The 18056-nt window shown below is 72.7% G+C and carries 19 protein-coding genes; 14 read left to right on the forward strand and 5 right to left on the reverse strand.

The window, feature by feature from the left end:
* The first annotated feature begins 107 nt into the window (after positions 1–107).
* From pilM to ACFFKU_RS10865, 4 genes are read left to right on the forward strand one after another with little or no spacing between them, the layout of a single operon-like run.
* Positions 108–1151 carry a type IV pilus assembly protein PilM gene (gene pilM, locus ACFFKU_RS10850; protein ID WP_380137819.1) on the forward strand — a complete coding sequence of 348 codons (1044 nt, stop codon included), beginning with the start codon at positions 108–110 and terminating at the stop codon, positions 1149–1151.
* A complete protein-coding gene (locus ACFFKU_RS10855) occupies positions 1148–1813 on the forward strand; it encodes a PilN domain-containing protein (RefSeq protein ID WP_380137821.1) in 666 nt (221 codons plus the stop codon). Before pilM ends, ACFFKU_RS10855 begins: the two co-directional genes overlap by 4 nt.
* Positions 1814–1852: 39 nt before the next feature.
* The gene (locus ACFFKU_RS10860; RefSeq protein WP_380137822.1) at positions 1853–2620 is read left to right on the forward strand and encodes a type 4a pilus biogenesis protein PilO; all 768 of its coding nucleotides are present in this window, start codon (positions 1853–1855) and stop codon (positions 2618–2620) included.
* Positions 2617–3441 (forward strand): hypothetical protein, encoded by an 825-nt coding sequence (locus ACFFKU_RS10865; RefSeq protein WP_380137823.1) that lies wholly within the window; start codon positions 2617–2619, stop codon positions 3439–3441. The genes ACFFKU_RS10860 and ACFFKU_RS10865 overlap by 4 nt, the downstream gene beginning before the upstream one ends.
* Positions 3442–3563: 122 nt before the next feature.
* On the opposite strand, the gene ACFFKU_RS10870 is transcribed toward ACFFKU_RS10865, so the two are convergent.
* The 4 genes from ACFFKU_RS10870 to map form a co-directional block, all read right to left on the reverse strand.
* Entirely contained in the window at positions 3564–4592 is a 1029-nt protein-coding gene (locus tag ACFFKU_RS10870; RefSeq protein ID WP_380137825.1) for an LLM class F420-dependent oxidoreductase, read from the reverse strand.
* Positions 4593–4659: 67 nt separating this feature from the next.
* Positions 4660–5415, reverse strand: coding sequence for a polyphosphate--glucose phosphotransferase (gene ppgK, locus ACFFKU_RS10875; protein ID WP_380138087.1), 756 nt, complete (start codon positions 5413–5415; stop codon positions 4660–4662).
* Positions 5416–5665: 250 nt separating this feature from the next.
* On the reverse strand, positions 5666–5854 hold the full coding sequence (locus ACFFKU_RS10880) for a PspC domain-containing protein (RefSeq protein WP_380137826.1): 189 nt from the start codon (positions 5852–5854) through the stop codon (positions 5666–5668).
* Between the two features lie 130 nt (positions 5855–5984).
* Positions 5985–6860, reverse strand: a complete 876-nt coding sequence (map, locus tag ACFFKU_RS10885; RefSeq protein WP_380137827.1) for a type I methionyl aminopeptidase — start codon at positions 6858–6860, stop codon at positions 5985–5987.
* An 88-nt stretch (positions 6861–6948) separates the two neighbouring features.
* Here map and ACFFKU_RS10890 point away from each other — a divergent pair, with 88 nt between their 5' ends.
* From ACFFKU_RS10890 to ACFFKU_RS10910, 5 genes are all read left to right on the forward strand, one after another.
* Positions 6949–7131 carry an SPOR domain-containing protein gene (locus ACFFKU_RS10890; RefSeq protein WP_380137829.1) on the forward strand — a complete coding sequence of 61 codons (183 nt, stop codon included), beginning with the start codon at positions 6949–6951 and terminating at the stop codon, positions 7129–7131.
* Between the two features lie 115 nt (positions 7132–7246).
* On the forward strand, positions 7247–8518 hold the full coding sequence (locus ACFFKU_RS10895; protein ID WP_380137831.1) for a toxic anion resistance protein: 1272 nt from the start codon (positions 7247–7249) through the stop codon (positions 8516–8518).
* Positions 8515–9417: a hypothetical protein gene (locus ACFFKU_RS10900; RefSeq protein ID WP_380137833.1), complete on the forward strand. Its 903-nt coding sequence runs from the start codon at positions 8515–8517 to the stop codon at positions 9415–9417. The genes ACFFKU_RS10895 and ACFFKU_RS10900 overlap by 4 nt, the downstream gene beginning before the upstream one ends.
* A gap of 15 nt (positions 9418–9432) precedes the next feature.
* Positions 9433–10452, forward strand: a complete 1020-nt coding sequence (locus ACFFKU_RS10905; RefSeq protein ID WP_380137835.1) for a hypothetical protein — start codon at positions 9433–9435, stop codon at positions 10450–10452.
* Positions 10453–10489: 37 nt separating this feature from the next.
* Positions 10490–11302 (forward strand): AIM24 family protein, encoded by an 813-nt coding sequence (locus ACFFKU_RS10910; protein ID WP_380137837.1) that lies wholly within the window; start codon positions 10490–10492, stop codon positions 11300–11302.
* Between the two features lie 61 nt (positions 11303–11363).
* On the opposite strand, the gene ACFFKU_RS10915 is transcribed toward ACFFKU_RS10910, so the two are convergent.
* Entirely contained in the window at positions 11364–13169 is a 1806-nt protein-coding gene (locus ACFFKU_RS10915; protein WP_380137839.1) for a putative bifunctional diguanylate cyclase/phosphodiesterase, read from the reverse strand.
* Positions 13170–13344: 175 nt separating this feature from the next.
* Between ACFFKU_RS10915 and ACFFKU_RS10920 the strand changes: the two genes are divergently transcribed.
* The 5 genes from ACFFKU_RS10920 (at position 13345) to ACFFKU_RS10940 (ending at position 18022) form a co-directional block, all read left to right on the forward strand.
* A complete protein-coding gene (locus ACFFKU_RS10920; protein ID WP_380137841.1) occupies positions 13345–13920 on the forward strand; it encodes a TerD family protein in 576 nt (191 codons plus the stop codon).
* A 155-nt stretch (positions 13921–14075) separates the two neighbouring features.
* A complete protein-coding gene (locus tag ACFFKU_RS10925; protein ID WP_380137842.1) occupies positions 14076–15236 on the forward strand; it encodes a DUF475 domain-containing protein in 1161 nt (386 codons plus the stop codon).
* 18 nt (positions 15237–15254) lie between these two features.
* Positions 15255–16106, forward strand: coding sequence for a hypothetical protein (locus ACFFKU_RS10930; protein ID WP_380137844.1), 852 nt, complete (start codon positions 15255–15257; stop codon positions 16104–16106).
* A gap of 107 nt (positions 16107–16213) precedes the next feature.
* Positions 16214–16792 carry a TerD family protein gene (locus tag ACFFKU_RS10935; protein WP_380137845.1) on the forward strand — a complete coding sequence of 193 codons (579 nt, stop codon included), beginning with the start codon at positions 16214–16216 and terminating at the stop codon, positions 16790–16792.
* A gap of 15 nt (positions 16793–16807) precedes the next feature.
* Complete coding sequence (locus ACFFKU_RS10940) at positions 16808–18022, forward strand: HpcH/HpaI aldolase/citrate lyase family protein (RefSeq protein ID WP_380137846.1); 1215 nt, start codon at positions 16808–16810, stop codon at positions 18020–18022.
* The last annotated feature ends 34 nt before the right edge of the window (positions 18023–18056 follow it).

Here is an 18056-nt window from a genome sequence, read left to right on the forward strand (position 1 = left end):
CGCGGCTGATTCACCCGTTCGCGCTTCAGCTGCCCGGCAGCGCATCCGATCAGTAGGGGTAATGGACACCCGGGCCGGAACGGCCCGAGCGAGGAATGGGGGATGACGTGGCCCGACGCGCCGTCATCGGTCTCGACATCGGCACCTCCGGCATCCGGGCGGCTCAGCTCAGCCCGGGCCGCGACGGGGTCGTGCTCGACCGGTTCGCGCAGGTCGCGCTGCCCGACGGGGCGGTGAGCGACGGCGAGGTCGTCCAGGCCGCGCCGGTGGTGCAGGCCATCAAGACGCTCATGCGCCGCGGCAACTTCCGCGGTCGCGACGTCGCCCTCGGCGTCGCCAACCAGCGTGTCGTCGTCCGGCAGGTGGACCTGCCGTGGATGAAGGCCAGCGAGCTCCGCACGTCCCTGCCCCTGCTGGTGCAGGAGTACCTGCCCATGGCCGTCGAGGACAGCATCCTCGACTTCCACGTGACCGAGGAGATCTATCTCGGCGAGCAGCGGCAGCTGCGCGGGCTCCTGGTCGCCGCCCTGCGCGACATGGTGACCACCAACGTCGCCGCGGTCGAGGCGGCCGGGCTGCGGGTCCGCTCGGTCGACCTCACGTCCTTCGCCGTCCTCCGCTCCCTGGGCAACTCCCAGCAGGTGGCCACCGAGGCGCTCGTCGACATCGGCGCCCGGGTCTCCAACCTCGTCATCCACTCCGACGGTCGCCCCCGGTTCGTCCGCATCCTGCTCTCGGGCGGGCAGGACGTCACCGACGCGATCGCCGAGCGCATCGGCATCCCGGTGGCCGCGGCCGAGGTCGTCAAGCGGGGGTTGAGCTCGGAACTGTCCGGGGCGGAGGCGTCGCTGGCCGCGTCGGCCGTCGACCTGATGACCGAGGTGTTCTGCGACGACATCCGTTCCTCGATCGACTACTACTCCGCCGCCAACCCCGGGTTCCCGGTCGAACGCATCGTCGTCAGCGGCGGGGGTTCCCTCCTCGACGGCATCGTCGACCGCCTGGCCGCGGCCACCCGCCGTCCCGTCGTCGCCGCCGACCCGTTGTCGTCGTTGACGATCGGGGAGACCGGCCTGGACGACGTCCAGCTGTTCACCGCCCGCCACCTCGCCGCCGTCCCGGTGGGGCTCGCCCTCGGAGTGCTGTCATGAGCCTGCTGACCCTGGACAGCGTCCGGACCCGCAGCGGCGTCGTCCGCGTCAACCTGCTGCCGACCGAGTTCGCCGTCGCCCGCCAGGAGCGTCGGCTGCGGCTGCAGCTCGCGACCGCGGTGGGCGTGGTGGCCGCGGCCTGCCTCGGGGCGGGGTTCCTCGCCACCTCGCAGGCCCACGGGGCCGAGAACTCCCTGCTGGACGAGCAGACCCGCACCTCGGCGCTGCAGGCCCAGCAGGCGCCTTACGCCGAGGTCCCGCAGGTGCTGGCCGAGGTGGCCGAGGCCAAGAAGATCCAGTCCGACGTCAGCGGGTACGCGGTGCCCTGGTACGCCTACCTGAACCGCATCTCGACCGCGACGCCGGCGGGTGTGACCTTCACGTCCTTGGGTCTGTCCGTGCAGCCGACGCCGGCGGCGACCGCCGCGACGGGTTCCGCGGCCACGGCCGACCCGCTCGCGGTCCAGGGGATCGGGAACCTCACCGTCACGGGGACCACGCAGACGCAGGCCCAGGTCGCGTCCTGGATGGACGCGATGGCGGGGATCCCGGGCATCGCCGGGGCCACGCTGACCAGCAGCACGTTCGACCCGGCCTCGTCGACCCTGACGTTCAACGCCACCGCCACCCTGACCGACGCCGTCCTGCTGGACAAGCAGTGACCGCGCCGGCCCCCGCCCCCTCGCAGACCCGGAGCTGACGTGACCATCAACCGCACCACGCTCGCGATCGTGGTGGCCTCGGTGATCGCCTTCGTCCTGGCGGCCGGGACCTACCTCCTGGTGGTGTCGCCCGCCCGCGCCTCGGTCGTGGACAGCACCGAGCAGGCGGCCACGCTGCGGCAGAGCAACGACGCGCTCGCGCAGAAGACCGCGCTGCTCAAGTCCCAGTTCGCCACCCTGGACCAGGACCGCGCGGAGATCGCCGCGATCACCAGCACCTTGCCGTCCTCCGCCGACGTCCCCACCCTGCTGCGCCAGGTCGAGGGCTACGCCGGGACCGCGGGGGTCACCCTGATGAGCGTCACGCCGGGCACCCCGGAGGCCTACTCCGGCACCGACACCTCGCTCACCGGCATCGTCGACATCCCGCTGTCCCTCGTGGTCGCCGGGGGTTTCCCGCAGACCCAGGTGTTCCTGAAGAACCTGCAGGCGGACATGCAGCGCTACTTCCTGGTCTCCGACGTCCAGGTCTCGGCCAGCGCCGCGACCGGTTCCGGCGACCTGACGACGACGATCACCGGCAAGGTGTTCGTCCTCACCGACGCGGCCGGACTGGCCGCGGCCACCGCGGACCCCACCGCGAACCCCACGGCGAACCCCACCGCGAACCCCACCGCGGCGGCGACCGGCCCGACGACCTCGCCCGCCGCCGTCCCGACGGCGACCGCGGGCGACTACGCCCCGGCGACCCCGTCGGTGAGCTCCATCCCCGTGGCGACCGCTGACCCGACGGAGGCGATCTCGTGACCGACCAGCCCGATCTCCCCGTGACCCCCGAGGTCGAGGAGTTCGACGACCTCACCGACGCCGACCCGCGCCGCGGGCGTCGCCAGCAGGTGATCGCCGCGGCGGCCGCCCTCGCGGTTCTCGGCGCCGGGGTCGTCGGATTCCTGTGGATCTCCTCCCCGCCGAGCAGCGCGGACGACACCTTCGCCGTCACCTCCGCCCTGCGGGCGACACCGACGCCGGTGCTCACCACGGCGACGACCTCGCCCTTCGCCCCCAGCACCAAGCGGTTGTTCGTCGCCTCCGGCTCCGGTGGCGGGTCGACCGCGGGAACCTCGGGGTCGGGCAGCACCGGTTCGGGAAGCACGGGGACCGGCTCGACCGGGACGCCGACGACCGGTTCCGGGGGTTCGTCCACCGGCACCACGACGACGGCCACCACCTCGACCGCGACCCCGACCCCGACCACCACGCCCACCCCACGGCCCACCCCCAGCCCGACCCCGGCGAAACTCGCCGCGGCCGAGGCCTGCACGGCTCTCGACGCGACGATCACGGCCACCACGAGCGCGATCGGCGCGGTCGTCGGCGGGGCCGACACCGTGGTCACCGGTCATGGACTGGGTGTCCAGGTCGTGGCCGCCCGCACCGTCGCCGAACGCTCCGCCGACCCGACCATCGCCGACCTGGCGACCCGGATCGCCACCGCGGAGAACGGGGTCCGGACCGACCTGCTCGCCGCGGTCGACCCGACCACCGTCGCCGTCCGCAACCCCGACCTGCAGGTCGCCGGCACCGCACTGGCCCAGCGCTGCGCGGCCGCTGCCGACCCCCTCGCCTGACCCCCGCCCGCCGCTCCCACCTGCCCCCGCCCCACCCCACCCTTCCGTGATCAAGGAATCCAGAGACGGGATTCCTTGATCACGGGGGAGTGGAGGGGGGGAGGTGGAGCGGGGCGGTCGGGTCAGAGGGCGCGCAGGGCAGGGACGACCTCGCGCTCGAACAGCTCGATCCCGCTGCGGTCGGTCGCGGCCTCGGGGAAGTAGAGGATCGGGTAGCTCATGCCCGCCCGCACGAGGGGCGTGAGCTTCTCGACGATCTGCTCCGGGGTGCCGACCCCGGGCAGGTCGGGGGCGATGGCGCCCATCTCGCGGTCCACGGCCGCGGGGGAGACGTGCCGGGCGAGCTGGTCGCGGCGGAACGCGAGGCGGTCGGCGACCTCGGCCTCGTCGCGACCGATCGCCACGTTGTAGTTCGCGCTGCGGACGATGCTCGCGTAGTCGCGGCCCAGGTCGCGGCAGTGCCCGGCCAGGACCTCCGACTTGTGCTGGAACTCCTCCAGGACACCCGAGAAGTTCGTGTACCGCGCGTGCCGGGCGGCGATGCGCAGGGTCTTCTTCTCCCCGCCGCCGGCCACCCAGAGCGGGATGCCGTTCTCCTGCAGCGGCAGGGGCCGGCAGATCGCGCCGTCGGTGCTCCAGTGCCCACCCTGGAACGTGGAGGTCCCCGTCCGCCACAGCTCGGCCATGATCTGCACGCCCTCGTCGAGCTGGGCGAGGCGCTCACCGGCCCGGGGGAACCCGTAGCCGTAGGCCCGCCACTCGTGCTCGTACCAGCCGGCCCCGATGCCCATCTCGACCCGTCCACCCGAGACGACGTCGATGGTCGCCGCGACCTTCGCCAGGTAGGCCGGGTTCCGGTAGCCCATGCACGTGCACATCTGCCCCAGGCGCACCCGCGAGGTGGACGCGGCCAGCGCGGCCATCAGGGTCCAGGCCTCGTGGGTCGGTTGGTCGGTGGGTTCGGGGACGGTGTGGAAGTGGTCGTAGACCCACACCGACTCCCACACGTCCCCGGCGTCGGCGTGCGCGGCGACGCCGTGCATCGCGTCCCACTGCTGCGCCGGGTCGATCCCGGAGAGGTCCTGGCGCCAGCCTTGCGGGACGAACAGGCCGAGGCGGAGCGGATGTCCGGACGTCGTCGAATCGGTCATGCCCCGACCCTACGACCGTGGCCGCGGGCCGCTCCTGGATCAGCACCCGGCCCCGGGGAGGGGCCGGTCAGCGCGCCTGACCGGCGGCGGTCGCCGCGAGCATCGCGGCGCCGATGATCCCCGCGTCGTTGCGCAGCTGGGCGGGGACGATGGGCGTCCGCAGGTCCAGCAGCGGCAGGAACTTCTCGTGCTTCTTGCTCACCCCGCCACCCACGACGATCAGGTCGGGCCAGAGCAGGTTCTCCAGGTGGGAGTAGTAGCGCTGCAGGCGCTTGGCCCACTGCGACCACGACAGGTCGTGCCGTTCCCGCGCCGAGTCGGCGGCCTTCTTCTCGGCGTCGTGCCCCCCGATCTCGAGGTGGCCGAACTCGGTGTTCGGGACGAGCTTGCCGTCCACGATGAGGACGCTGCCGATGCCGGTGCCGAGCGTCGTGACCACGACGACCCCCTTGACCCCCTTCGCCGCACCGAAGGCCGCCTCCGCGTACCCCGCGGCGTCGGCGTCGTTGACGACGGTGACCGGGCGGCCCAGGGTCTCGGCGAACAGGGTCTCGGCGTCGAAACCGATCCAGGAGTCGTCGACGTTGGCCGCGGTCCGGGTGATCCCGTGCTGGACGACGGCCGGGAACGTGATCCCGACCGGGCCGTCGCCGGTCAACGCGTCGCTCTGCGCGCCGAAACTCTCGACCAGCTGCGCGACGACGGGGGCCACGGCGGCGGGGGTCGAGGGCTGCGGGGTGTCGAACCGCTGCCGATCGGTCGCGAACTGCCCGGCCACGAGGTCGACCGGGCATCCCTTGATACCCGAACCGCCGATGTCGATCCCGAAGGCGGTCTGCGGGACGCGCGGGCGGCTCGTCCGGCGCGGGGTGCGCCGCGCGGTCGTCCCGGCGGTGGTCCCCGCCGCGGGCACGGTCTGCGACGGGGTGCTGCCCGCGGCCGGATCGGTCGTCGGGGGCGCCTCGACGCCGTCCCCGTCGGTGGCGGCAGCGGGACGGCCGGTGCTCGTGCGGACGGCGGCGCGGGGCGTGGTCGGGGTCACGCGCCGATGCTAACGATCGAGGTGTCCCGCGTCAGCGGGAGGAGTCCTTGGGCATGATGATCCACAGCACGACGTAGACCAGGAGCTGGGTGCCGGGCAGCAGGAACGACACCAGGAACAGCGCTCGCATGAGGGTGGGGGACCAACCGAACCGGCGGGCCAGCCCCGCGCACACGCCGGCGATGATCTTGCCGTTCTGCGGTCGGGTCAGTCCGTTCATGGGGTTCCTCGTCTCTCGGTCCCGGGCGGGACGCGGCGGGTCGTCGTGGCGACCAACGATCGAGCAGCGCCCCGCGTGCCGCACCCCGGCCGTGGGATCCCCGGGCGCCCGGGAGGAGCGGTCCACGAGGTCAGGGGAGGGTAAGGATCTCCGCGCCCGTGTCGGTCACCACGAGGGTGTGCTCGAACTGCGCGGTCCGCCGCCGGTCCTTGGTCACGACGGTCCAGCCGTCGTCCCACATGTCGTAGTCGTGGGTCCCCAGGGTCAGCATCGGCTCGATCGTCAGCACCATCCCGACCTCCAGGGTCGTGGCGTGCTCGGGGGCCGCGTCGTAGTGCGGGACCACGAGGCCGGTGTGGAACGCGGGCCCGACGCCGTGCCCGGTGAAGTCGCGCACGACCCCGTAGCCGAACCGCCGGGCGTAGGCCTCGATGACCCGCCCGATGACGTTGATCGCCCGGCCGGGGGCGACGGCCTTGATCCCGCGCCGGGTGGCCTCCCGGGTCCGCTCGACCAGCAGCCGGGACTCCTCGTCGACGTCGCCGCAGAGGAACGTGGCGTTGTTGTCCCCGTGCATCCCGTCCAGGTAGGCGGTCACGTCGATGTTGACGATGTCCCCGTCGGTCAGCACGGTCGAGTCGGGGATGCCGTGGCAGATGACCTCGTTGACGCTGCTGCACAACGACTTCGGGAAACCCCGGTAGCCGAGGGTCGAGGGGTAGGCGCCGTGGTCGCAGAGGAACTCGTGGCCGACGCGGTCGAGCTCGTCGGTGCTCACGCCCGGGGCGACGTGCTCGCCCACGAGGGCCAGCGCCTGCGCGGCGAGGCGGCCCGCGCGGCGGATGCGCTCGATCCCCTCGGCGTCCACGACGTTCGACCCGGTCCACCGGGCGGGGCCCGGTCGCCCCACGTACTCGGGGCGCGCGATGCTCGCGGGGACCGGTCGGCGGGGGCTGATCCGGCCCGGGGTGAGCGTGCCCAGAGGGGCGGAGGTCAGCGCTGTCATGGCCCCGATCCTAGGAGGCGGACGGGGGGGCGCGACGCCGCGGCGGGGTTCCCGTGCGCCCGACGATCATCGGCGCGAGGATGAGGTCATGAGCGAGGGACGCTGGTTCTACAACGTGAGCACCGGAGCGGTCGAGGAGGTCGAGAGGCGGGGCCAGGCCAAGGAGCTGATGGGCCCGTACGCGACCCGCGAGGAGGCCGCCCATGCGCTGGAGAAGGCCCGCGAGCGGACCGAGGCCTGGGACGAGGAGGACCGTCGCGCCGAGGAGTGACCCTGCGACCCCCCTCGAACCTCTCGTCCAACCTCCACCGCACGGTGGATGACGGCGGCGCGGGGCGCCTCCTTACGATGGCGGTGCCGTACGCCACCACGAGGGGGAAGCGCAGATGTCGGAACTGGACCTGTCGAAGCCGTTGAGCCCGCCCGCCCAGCCGGCCGTGGCTCCGCAGACCGACCTCCAGCTCACCCCGCCAGCGCCCGTGCCCGTCGTCGCCGACGACCAGGCCGCCGGGATGATCCCGCTGGACGAGGCGACCCGGGCCGAGCTCGGACACAAGGCGCAGGCGTTCGTGGCCGATCTCGCGGCGCAGGACGCCAAGAGCCCCGCGTTCCAGCGCAAGATCGACGACATCACGCGGATGGGTGAGCAGGAGATCCGGTCCTCGGCCCAGGTGTCCAACCGGATGCTGGAACGACCGGCGTCCTCGCTGGCCGGGGCGAAGGGGCAGAAGGCGGCAGGTCCGGGGGCCGACGCCCAGGTCAAGGTCGCGAACACGTTGCTGGAGCTGCGGCAGACCGTGACCTTGCTCGACCCGGGCCGGGCGGACCTGAAGGGTCCGAAGAAGCTCCTCGGGATCATCCCGTTCGGCAACAAGATCCAGCAGTACTTCGAGCGCTACCAGGACGCGCAGAGCCAGCTCGACGCCATCATCAAGGCGTTGGCCTCGGGGCAGGACGAGCTGCGCAAGGACAACGCGTCGATCGAGCAGGAGAAGCAGAACCTCTGGACCACGATGGGCAAGCTGACCGAGTACGCGACGCTGGCCAAGGCCCTCGACGCAGCGACGGTCGCCAAGATCGAGGAGGTCCGGGTCACCGACCCGACCACCGCCGACGCCCTCACCTCCGACGCGTTGTTCCCGATCCGGCAGCGCCACCAGGACCTGCTGACCCAGCTCGCGGTGAGCGTGCAGGGCTACCTGGCGCTGGACCTCGTGCGCAAGAACAACATCGAGCTGATCAAGGGGGTCGACCGCGCGCAGACGACCACCGTCGCGGCGCTGCGCACCGCGGTGATCGTGGCCCAGGCGCTGGCCAACCAGCGGCTGGTGCTGGACCAGATCAACGCCCTCAACACGACGACCAACGCCATGATCCTGTCGACCTCGGAGATGCTCAAGCAGCAGACCGGGCAGATCCACGAGCAGGCCTCGACGGCCATGGTCGACGTGGAGACCCTGCAGAAGGCGTTCGACAACGTGTTCGCGACCATGGACGCGATCGACACGTTCAAGCAGCAGTCGGTCATCAGCATGGGTCGCACCGTGGACGCCCTCGAGGGTCAGGTGCAGCGGTCGCGCTCCTACCTGGAACGGGCCCGCAGCCAGGAGTCCGGTTCGGAGACCGGGCCGCCGCCGCTGCCCGGTCCGGGGCGGTGACCGCTCCCGTGGCCGAACGGGCGCCCCGGTCCCTGCGTCGCCAGGTGCGCCGGGACGGCGGGGGAGCGCCCGTGCGTCGCGGCGGGGGCGTGCGGCCGGCCCAGGCGCCGCCCGAACTGGTCTCCCGGCGGTTGCGCAGCCGCACCTGGCGGGTCGCCAACTCCTGGTGGTTGGCCGTCCCGGCGGTCGGACTGCCGTGGGTCTCGTTCCTGTACATGGGTTTGCGGGCGGGTCGACCCGGGTGGGTCGTCGCGGCGGTGGCGTACTTCGTCAGCACCGGCGCCGCCCTCGGCCTGATCGGCCAGGGTGGTTGGGAGATCGTCCTGGGGTTGTTCCTGCTGCTGGGGACCTGGGGAACGGGAGTGGTGCACTCGGTCATGGCGAACTCGCGCTGGTTGCGGATCAAGGCCGCCTGGAACGGGGAGGCGCTGCCCGCCGCCGAGCCGCCGGCCCCCGCCCCCGACCCGGTCCTCGAACCGGTCGCCGCGCTGGGCCACCGGCTCGCGGAGGTGGTCGCCCTCGCCCACCGGCACGGGGACCGGTTGCCCGACGGGGCCGTCCCCACCGTGCGGGAGATCGACGACGTGCTGCGCCCCCTGCTCGGTTACGTGGACCGGCGCGGGGCGGACGTGGCCGAGGTGCACAACCTCGAGGCGATCGTGCAGGAGTACCTGCCCGGTGCCCTGGAGAAGTACCTGGACCTGCCCGAGGAGTACGCGTTGACCCACCGCGGGTCCGGCGGGGCCACACCGGCCGAGGAACTGCTGAACCAGCTGCGCCTCCTGCTCGACGGTGCCCGGCAGCTGCAGCAGGCCGTCTACGACCACGACGCCCAGCAGCTCGCCGTGCAGGGCCGGTTCCTCGACACCAAGTTCCGCCGCTCCGACCTGGACCTCTGAGAAGGGATCACCGCCGTGGGGGTCGACCTCTCCAAACCCGGTTCCTCCGACGAGGACCGCGAGCGGTACGGGAGCGATCGCGGTGCGCGCGACCGTGACGTCCGCGCCGCGATCGACCGCGAGATCGTGCGGGCCATCGACGGGGGTTCTGGCGGCGACCACAAACGGGCCGAACTCGTCCGGCTGGTCCGGGAGAACCCCGACGCGGTGAGCGACAAGCGCTTGGAGAAGGCGGACCCGCCCGTCGACGAGTCACGGCTGACCCCGCTGGGGGTGCAGCTGCCGAACGGCCCGTTCCTCGGCGACGGCACCTGGCAGGTCCTGCGCTGGACCGGCATGGGGGTGTGGATCACGCTGTACTCCCTCACAGGTCTCCTGGGCGGGCAGTGGTGGTGGGGTTTCATCGCGATGTGGATCTGGATCGGGGCCGACCGGGCCTACGACAACGCGAGCAAGGCCGGGCGGATGCGCCGCAAGCGCGAACTGCGCGCCCTGCGCCTGGAGGCGCTGGGTGGTCCGCCCGCCGACATCGCCCCCGCTCCCGCCGCGCTCCGCCCCGCCCCCTCGTCGCGGGCCCCCGCACCTGCACCGGCCGCGGTCCCCCGGACGGGGTCGGGGGTGACCGAGGCCGAGCGGTCGTTGCTGCGCGCGGTCACGCGGGTCGAGCGCTCCGACCGGTTCGAGCGGCGCGACGTCGTCCTGGTCAACGAGATCGCCGACGTCCTCGCCCCGCTGCTGCACAAGGTCGCCCAGCCCGGGGCCGACGCCCGTGTCCGGCACGACCTGGAGACGCTGGCCACCGACCACCTCCCGGCGACGGTGGAGACCTTCCTCGCGCTGCCGGCCGACTACGCCCGGGAGCACGTCACCTCCGCGGGCACGACGGCGGTGCAGGAGCTGCGCTCGCAGCTCACCCTGCTGCACGACGGGGTGGTCGACCTGCGCGACGCGGTGCTGGACGCCGACGTCGACCGTCAGCTGCAGCAGAGCCGGTTCCTCGAGGCGAAGTTCCGCCGCAGCGACCTGGACCTGTGACCCCCACCCCGACCCGGCCACCCGAGGAGTCGTCGCGATGACGTTGGACGTGCAACTGGTCGGCACCACGACGCAGATGGCGATCGTGAACCTGAAGCCGAACCAGGTGGTCTACGGCGAGGCCGGCAAGTTCCTGTTCTCCTCCGGCGACGTGGAGATCGAGACGAAGCTGAGCGCGCCCACGGACCCGAACCAGAACACCGCCGCCGGGGGTGGCGGAGGTTTCGGCGGGTTGCTGCGCGGGGCGGCCGCGGCGGGCAAGCGGATGCTGGCGGGGGAGTCCTTCGCCTTCCAGCACTTCCGGACCCGCGGCGGTGACGGTCTGCTCGGTCTGGCCGGCGTCCTGCCCGGGGAGATGCGCCACCTCGAGCTCGACGGGACGCGGACCTGGTTCGCCGAGAAGGACGCGTTCGTCGCGGCCGAGGCCGGGGTCCACTTCGACATCGCCTTCTCGGGCCTCGGTCAGGGCCTGATGGGCGGGGAGGGGTTCATCCTCGAGAAGTTCACCGGAAGGGGATCGCTGCTGGTCGCGGGGGCCGGTGACTTCATCGACCTCAACCCGGCCGACTACGGCGGCACCATCCGCGTCGACACCGGCTGCATCGTGGCCTGGGACGACCGGATCAGCTACGGGGTGGAGACGGTCGGGCGGCTGAACCGCCAGGGCATCATGAACGCCGTCTTCGGCGGTGAGGGCCTCACGCTCGCGACGTTGCGCGGCAACGGTCGGGTGATCCTGCAGTCGGTCACCGTGGAGGGGTTGGCCAAGGCCCTGGTGAAGAACGCGACCAAACCCGACCAGCAGGGCATGGGGGCGCTCGGCGGGCTGTTCTCCGGCTCCCGCGACTGACCCGACCCCGCCCCGACCCGACCCCGCCGATTCCTCGATCACGGCGGGGTGGGGGGTGCGCTCAGTCGTCCCAGGAGGCGCGGGCGGCCCAGCGGGCGGCGGCCAGGGTGAGGGCCTGCACCGACGCGTCGGAGGCCTTCGGACCCTGGTCGAGGACGTCGGCCGGGTCGACGGGCCGTCCGAAGTGGTACCCCTGGACCAGGGGGCAGCCGAAGCCGGCCAGCATGTCGCCCTGCTCGCGGGTCTCCACGCCCTCGGCGATCACCGCGATGCCCAGGGCGTGGGCCAGCTGCAGCAGGGCCTGCAGCATGGCCGCGCGCCGCGGGGACGTGGTGATCCCGGCGATGAACTCCTGGTCCAGCTTGAGGTAGTCGGCGGGCAGGACGTCGAGGCGGCTGAAGGCCGAGTAGCCGGTCCCGAAGTCGTCGATGGCGACGCAGACCCCGCGACGCCGCAGCGCCTCCAACGCGCGCAGGGCCTCCAGCGAGGTCCCGTCGAGCAGGCTCTCGGTGACCTCGACGACGAGCAGGTCGGCCGGGAAACCGGTCTCGCGCAGGATCTCGAACAGGCCCTCGGCGTACCCCGGGGCGGTGAGCTGGCGTCCGGAGACGTTGACGGTGAGCAGGAACTCCCGCCGCCAGGCCAGCCGGATCTGGTTGGCCGCCCGGCAGGCGTCGGCGAGGATCGCGGAGCCCAGCTCGTGGATCAGCCCGGTCGACTCCGCGAGCGGGATGAAGCGGTTCGGCGGCACCGGACCCCGGGTCGGGTGCTCCCAGCGGGCCAGGGCCTCCCAGCCGCTGACCGAGCCGTCCTGCGGGGAGACGATCGGTTGCAGCCACGCCCGGACCTCCCCGGCGGCCAGGGCCCGGGCCAGGTCGCGCGTGAGGTCGACGTTGTCCAGGTCGTCGAGGACGCAGCGGTCGCGACCGGTGAGCTTCGCGGTGTAGAGCGCCCGGTCGGCACGTCGGAGCAGGTCGGTCGCGTCCTCGTCCGGGGCCCGCTCGGCGAGCCCGACCGAGACGGTCGTGCAGGTCACCGCGCGCCGGACCTCGTCGAGGACCGCGAGCGCCTGCTCGCCGTCGTGCCCGGGCAGCAGCACGGCGAACTCGTCGCCGCCGTGGCGGGCGACGACCGCCCCCGCCGGCAGCGCCGCCGCGCACTGCGCGGCCACGGCCTGCAGGAGCGCGTCCCCGGCGGCGTGGCCCTGACCGTCGTTGACGGTCTTGAAGAAGTCGACGTCGACGAACGCGGCGACCAGCGGCTCCCGCCGGGGCAGCCCGTGCAGACGGGTCTCGAGGTGGGTCTCGAAACCGCGGCGGTTGAGCAGGCCGGTCAGGCTGTCGTAGGAGGCGTCGACGGCGATCCGGAGCACGGCCGCGACGGTCAGCACGGTCGCGGCGTAGAGCGCGGACACGACGACCACGACGACGAGGGGCACGTCGGGTCGCAGCCCGAGCGCGACCGGCGCGAGCACCCCGGCCAGCAGCACCTGGGGGACGGCCCGCCGCGACGGGGCCAGGAACATCACGGTGAGTCCGACGAGGCCGTAGCCCGAGGCCAGCACGACCGCGTGGACGGGGGAGGTGCAGGTGAGGACGGCGACGAGGATCAGCCCGTCCAGGCCGACGGTGACCACGTGGAAGGAGCGCGGTCGCCAGGCCGACCCGCGGACCAGCGACAGGGCCCCGAGCACCAGCAGGGCCAGCGCCACCGACCGCAGCACCGCCACCGCCACGGGGTCCGCCGAGAGACCGAGGGCCGTCACCAGGGTCAGCACGAGGGCGTTGCCGATGCTGTGGGTCGCCACGAACACGGCGCGGACGTGCGGGTCGGCCACGCCGGGGTTCACGGGCGCCGTTCGGGTCATGTCCGGTGTGTCGGCACCCGGGACGGCCGACCTGACCCCGCACGACCGCCTGTCACCCGATCGTCGCGGGTGCCGCGGTCGTCCCCGGGGGCACCTGCCAGACTCGGCGGGCACTGCAGCGTGACCTCGGTCGTTGGACCGACTGCACGACCACCACGAGACAGGAGCGATGGACATGGGCGTCAGCCTCAGCAAGGGCGGCAACGTCTCCCTCACCAAGGAAGCGCCGGGGATGACCCGGGCCGTCATCGGCCTCGGCTGGGACGCGAACAGCTTCACCGGTTCCGAGTTCGACCTGGACGCCCAGGCGATCATGGTCGGTGCCGACGGCAAGGTCCCCAACGACGGGTTCTTCGTCTTCTTCAACCAGCTGAAGTCCCCCGAGGGGTCCGTCGAGCACACCGGTGACAACCGCACCGGTGAGGGTGACGGCGACGACGAGAAGATCAACGTCGACCTGTCCCGGGTCCCGGCCGAGATCGAGAAGATCGTCTTCACCGTCGCGATCTACGACGCCGACACCCGCAAGCAGTCCTTCGGCCAGGTCCGCAACGCCTTCATCCGCGTCCTGAACGCCGACGGCGGTACCGAGGTCGCCCGTTACGACCTCTCCGAGGACGCCTCCACCGAGACCGCGATGGTCTTCGGCGAGCTGTACCGCAACGGCTCGGACTGGAAGTTCCGCGCCGTGGGCCAGGGCTACGCCAACGGTCTGCGCGGCATCGCGACCGACTTCGGCGTCAGCGTCTGACGACGTCGCCGGGCCGGGCCGGGGGGAGCCCCCGGCCCGGCCCCGCCGCGGCCCGGCTCGGCGTCGCACTTGGACGAGCGGGCCGGACCTGACAGGGTGCTGAGGTCGTGCCCGCCCGATCCCCGGGGGGGCTGTCTCGCTGAACGGACAACCGCGTGATTCTCAAGACCTACGGCTGGTCCTTCGGGGTGACCGTCCTCGGCCTCGTCCTGGCCGGCTGGTACGGGCTCTCCGCCCACCTGGGCCTCGGGCAGGCCCTCCTGCTCGTCGTGATCCTCTGCATCCTGGAGATCTCGCTCTCCTTCGACAACGCCGTCGTCAACGCGACGATCCTCGAACGGATGAGCGAGTTCTGGCAGAAGATCTTCCTGTCGGTCGGCATCATCATCGCCGTCTTCGGGATGCGGCTCGTCTTCCCGATCGTCCTGGTCAGCGCCACCACCGGGCTCAGCCCGATCGAGACGGTCAACCTCGCCCTGGAGCGCGGCGACCCGGAGACGCCGGGCAGCTACGGCTACGAGCTGCAGGAGGCGCACCCGACGATCGCCTCGTTCGGCGGGATGTTCCTGCTCATGCTCTTCCTGAACTTCATCTTCGGGGAGAAGGAGAACCACTGGCTGGGGTTCATCGAGCGCCCGCTGGAGAAGGTCGGCAAGCTCGAGAGCGTCCAGGTCATCGTCGCCGGGATCGTCCTGTTCGTCGCCGCCGAGACCTTCGCCGCCGACCACGCGCAGACCGTCCTCGCCTCCGGCCTCGCCGGGGTGCTGACCTACCTGGTCGTCAACGGGCTGGGTGAGCTGTTCAACGTCGAGGAGCACCTCGAGCACCAGGACGAGCACGCGTCGGGTGCCGTCGGCGCCGAGGGTCACGCGGTGCCCGGGGAGCGGTCCTCGGGCCCGACCCAGGTCGCCAAGGCCACCGGCAAGGCCGCGTTCTTCCTGTTCCTCTACCTCGAGGTCCTGGACGCGTCGTTCTCCTTCGACGGCGTGATCGGTGCCTTCGCGGTGACCACCGACCCGATCATCATCGCCATCGGCCTCGGCGTCGGGGCCATGTACATCCGCTCGATGACGGTGCACCTGGTCCGCGAGGGCACCCTGCAGCAGTACCGCTTCCTGGAGAACGGCGCGCTGTGGGCGATCGGGGCCCTGGCCACGATCCTCATCATCTCCATCGAGGTCCACGTCCCCGAGGTCGTCACCGGTCTCATCGGGCTGGCCTTCATCATCGCGGCGCTGATCAGCTCGATCGCGTACAACCGCAAGCACCCCGAGGTCGACTCCCACGTGGGTGTCGAGCACGCCGAGGCGCACTGACGTCGTGGGGGGACCAGCGTGAGCACCGCCGCCCGACCGGCCGAGGAGGTCCACAACTTCCTCGGCCGGCCCGGTCCGCGCCGGTCCACGCGCACCCTGGGCGACCACCTGCGCCCGCCGCTCCCCCCGACGGCACGGGCCGCGACGGGTCCGCCCGCACCGCCGACCCCGTCGCGCCCTCCGACCCCGACCCCGACCCCGCCGCCGACCCCGACGGTCGCGGTGGGTTCGGCCCGGCCCGGCGAGCGGGTGCTGGAGCTGGACGGCGAGCGGCCCGTCATGACCGTGCGCGCCGGCGAACGGACCGGCGCCACCCTGCGCATCCTGCTGCAGTGGGACCGTCCGGTGACCAGCACGGGACTGCGTCGTTCCACCGACATCCACCTGGGATGCCTCTGGGAGACGCGCGACCGTCACTCGGGCGTGGTCCAGTCCCTCGGTGATCGGCTCATGGCCCCGGGCTTCGGGGCGCGCCAGGTGCTGCGCCTCGGACCGCGCAGCGAGGAGGGTGAGGAGATCCTCGCCGACGGCAAGCACCTCGACGTGCTGCGGCGGGTCTACCTCTACGCCTACGCCCGCTCCTCGGCCCTGGACCCGCTGACCCTGGCCCCCCGGCTCAGCCTCCGCAGCCGCGACGGCGGCCGCGTCGTGCTCACCTGCGCCGACCCGACGCCCACCGCCGGCGGCGACGCCCGCCCGGGGGCGGCGGGGGCCCGCGTGGTGCTGCTGGCCTCGCTGCACGACGTCGACGGCGACCTCGTCGTGCGACGCGAGAACGTCCTCGTCGCCGACCAGCGGACGCTGGCCCACGACTACGGTTTCGCCGACCTGCCGTGGGCGCCGGACGGCAGCACCCCCCGCTCGCCCTGACCGCGCCGGCCCCCGGCGCCTGCGTCCCCGGGACGCCCGCTCCACCCGCATCGTCCGATCCACCCCCACCCACCCCCGTCCACCCTCGAAGAACCGGAGGTCCGTCCATGGCGGTCGACCTGGCCAAGGGACAGAAGCTGTCGTTGGAGAAGTCCGGCGGTGGTTCGCTCACGCGCGTCTTCATGGGCCTCGGCTGGGACGCCGTGCGCCGCGGTTTCCTGCGCAAGAAGTCGATCGACGTCGACCTCGACGCCTCCTGCCTCCTGCTCGACCGTTCCGGCAAGCTCGTCGACACCGTCTGGTTCCAGCAGCTGCGCAGCAAGGACGGTTCGGTCCAGCACCACGGCGACAACCGCACCGGGGAGGGCGAGGGCGACGACGAGGTCATCGTCGTCGACCTGACCGCGGTCCCGGCGGGTGTGCAGACCCTCGTCTTCACGGTCAGCTCGTTCACCGGTGAGGACTTCTCCCACATCGAGAACGCGTTCTGCCGCCTCGTGGACGCCGCGGGCCCGGCCCAGACCGAGCTGGCCCGCTACTCCCTGAGCGGGTCGGGCACCCACACCGCCCAGATCATGGCCTCCCTCACCCGCGACGGTTCGGGCTGGACCATGACCGCGATCGGTGCCCCCGCCTCGGGGCGCACGATCCGGGACCTGGTGCCCGCCGTGGCCCGCGTCCTCTGACCGACCCGAGGACCCGTGCGTCACTTCTGCGCGCTCGCCGACGACCAGCGCGAGCGCCTCTTCCACCGCGCCCCCGCCGAGCTGGACCCCACCGCCGGTCGTGAGGTCGTCGCCGGCGCGCTCGGGGCTACCCTCTACTGCCCGGCGACCCGGCAGCGGCTGGCGGCCGACCTCGACCGCCTGGCCCGGCGCGGGGTCGTCTCCGCCGTGGCCTGCCTCGAGGACTCCGTGGCCGACGACCAGGTCGGGGCGGCCGAGGAGACCCTCGTGCGCGAGCTGCGCGCGCTCAGCACCGACCGAGGCTGGCAGCAGGGGCCGCCGCTGCTGCTGTTCGTGCGGACCCGGACTCCCGAGCAGCTGCTGGACGTCGTCCGCCGCTCCGGCGAGGGGTTGCACTGCCTGCAGGGGTTCGTGCTGCCCAAGTTCGGCGGGCGGGGCCGTCCCGACCCCCAGGACTGGATGCGGGCCGTCCGCCAGGCCTCCGAGCTCGCCGGTCGCCGGTTGTGGGCCATGCCGGTCCTGGAGAGCGCCGAGATCGCCCACCTCGACACCCGGCGCGAGGCGCTGCTGCAGGTCCGGGCCGTCCTCGACGCCCACCAGGAGCACGTGCTCGCCGTGCGCACCGGGGCCACCGATCTGTCCGCGGCCTACGGGCTGCGGCGACCGCGCGGACTGACGGTCTGGGACGTGCGGGTCGTCGCCGACGTGCTCGGCGACGTCGTCAACGTCCTCGGTCGGGCCGACGGCAGCGGTTACCCGATCACCGCCCCCGTCTTCGAGCACTTCCCCTCCGGCGACCGGGTGCTGCGCAGCGCCCTGGCCGCGAGCCCGTTCACCGAGGCCGGCGCCGAGGAGCTGCGGGTGCGCCTGCTGGAGCGGGGGCTCGACGGGCTGGTCCGCGAGGTGCTGCTGGACCAGGTGAACGGTCTGCAGGGCAAGACCGTCATCCACCCCTCCCACGTCGGACTCGTGCACGCGCTGTCGGTGGTGTCCCACGAGGACTTCAGCGACGCCCGCGACATCGTGGCCGCGGGGCAGGGCGGCGTGATGCCCTCGGCCTACCGCAACAAGATGAACGAGGCCGGCCCGCACCGGGCGTGGGCGCTGCGCGTGCTGGCCCGGGCCGAGGCGTTCGGGGTGGCCCGCGAGGACGTCACGTACGTCTCGATCCTGCACGAGTTCGAGGAGGCCCTCGGGGTCCCCGGGGCCGACCCGGTGGTGCCGGCGTGAGCACGGCGGCCCCGGCCGGGCCGGACCCCGTGGC

Origin of the sequence: Kineococcus gynurae, from assembly GCF_042433995.1 — a bacterium.
In the GTDB taxonomy this organism is placed as follows: domain Bacteria; phylum Actinomycetota; class Actinomycetes; order Actinomycetales; family Kineococcaceae; genus Kineococcus; species Kineococcus gynurae.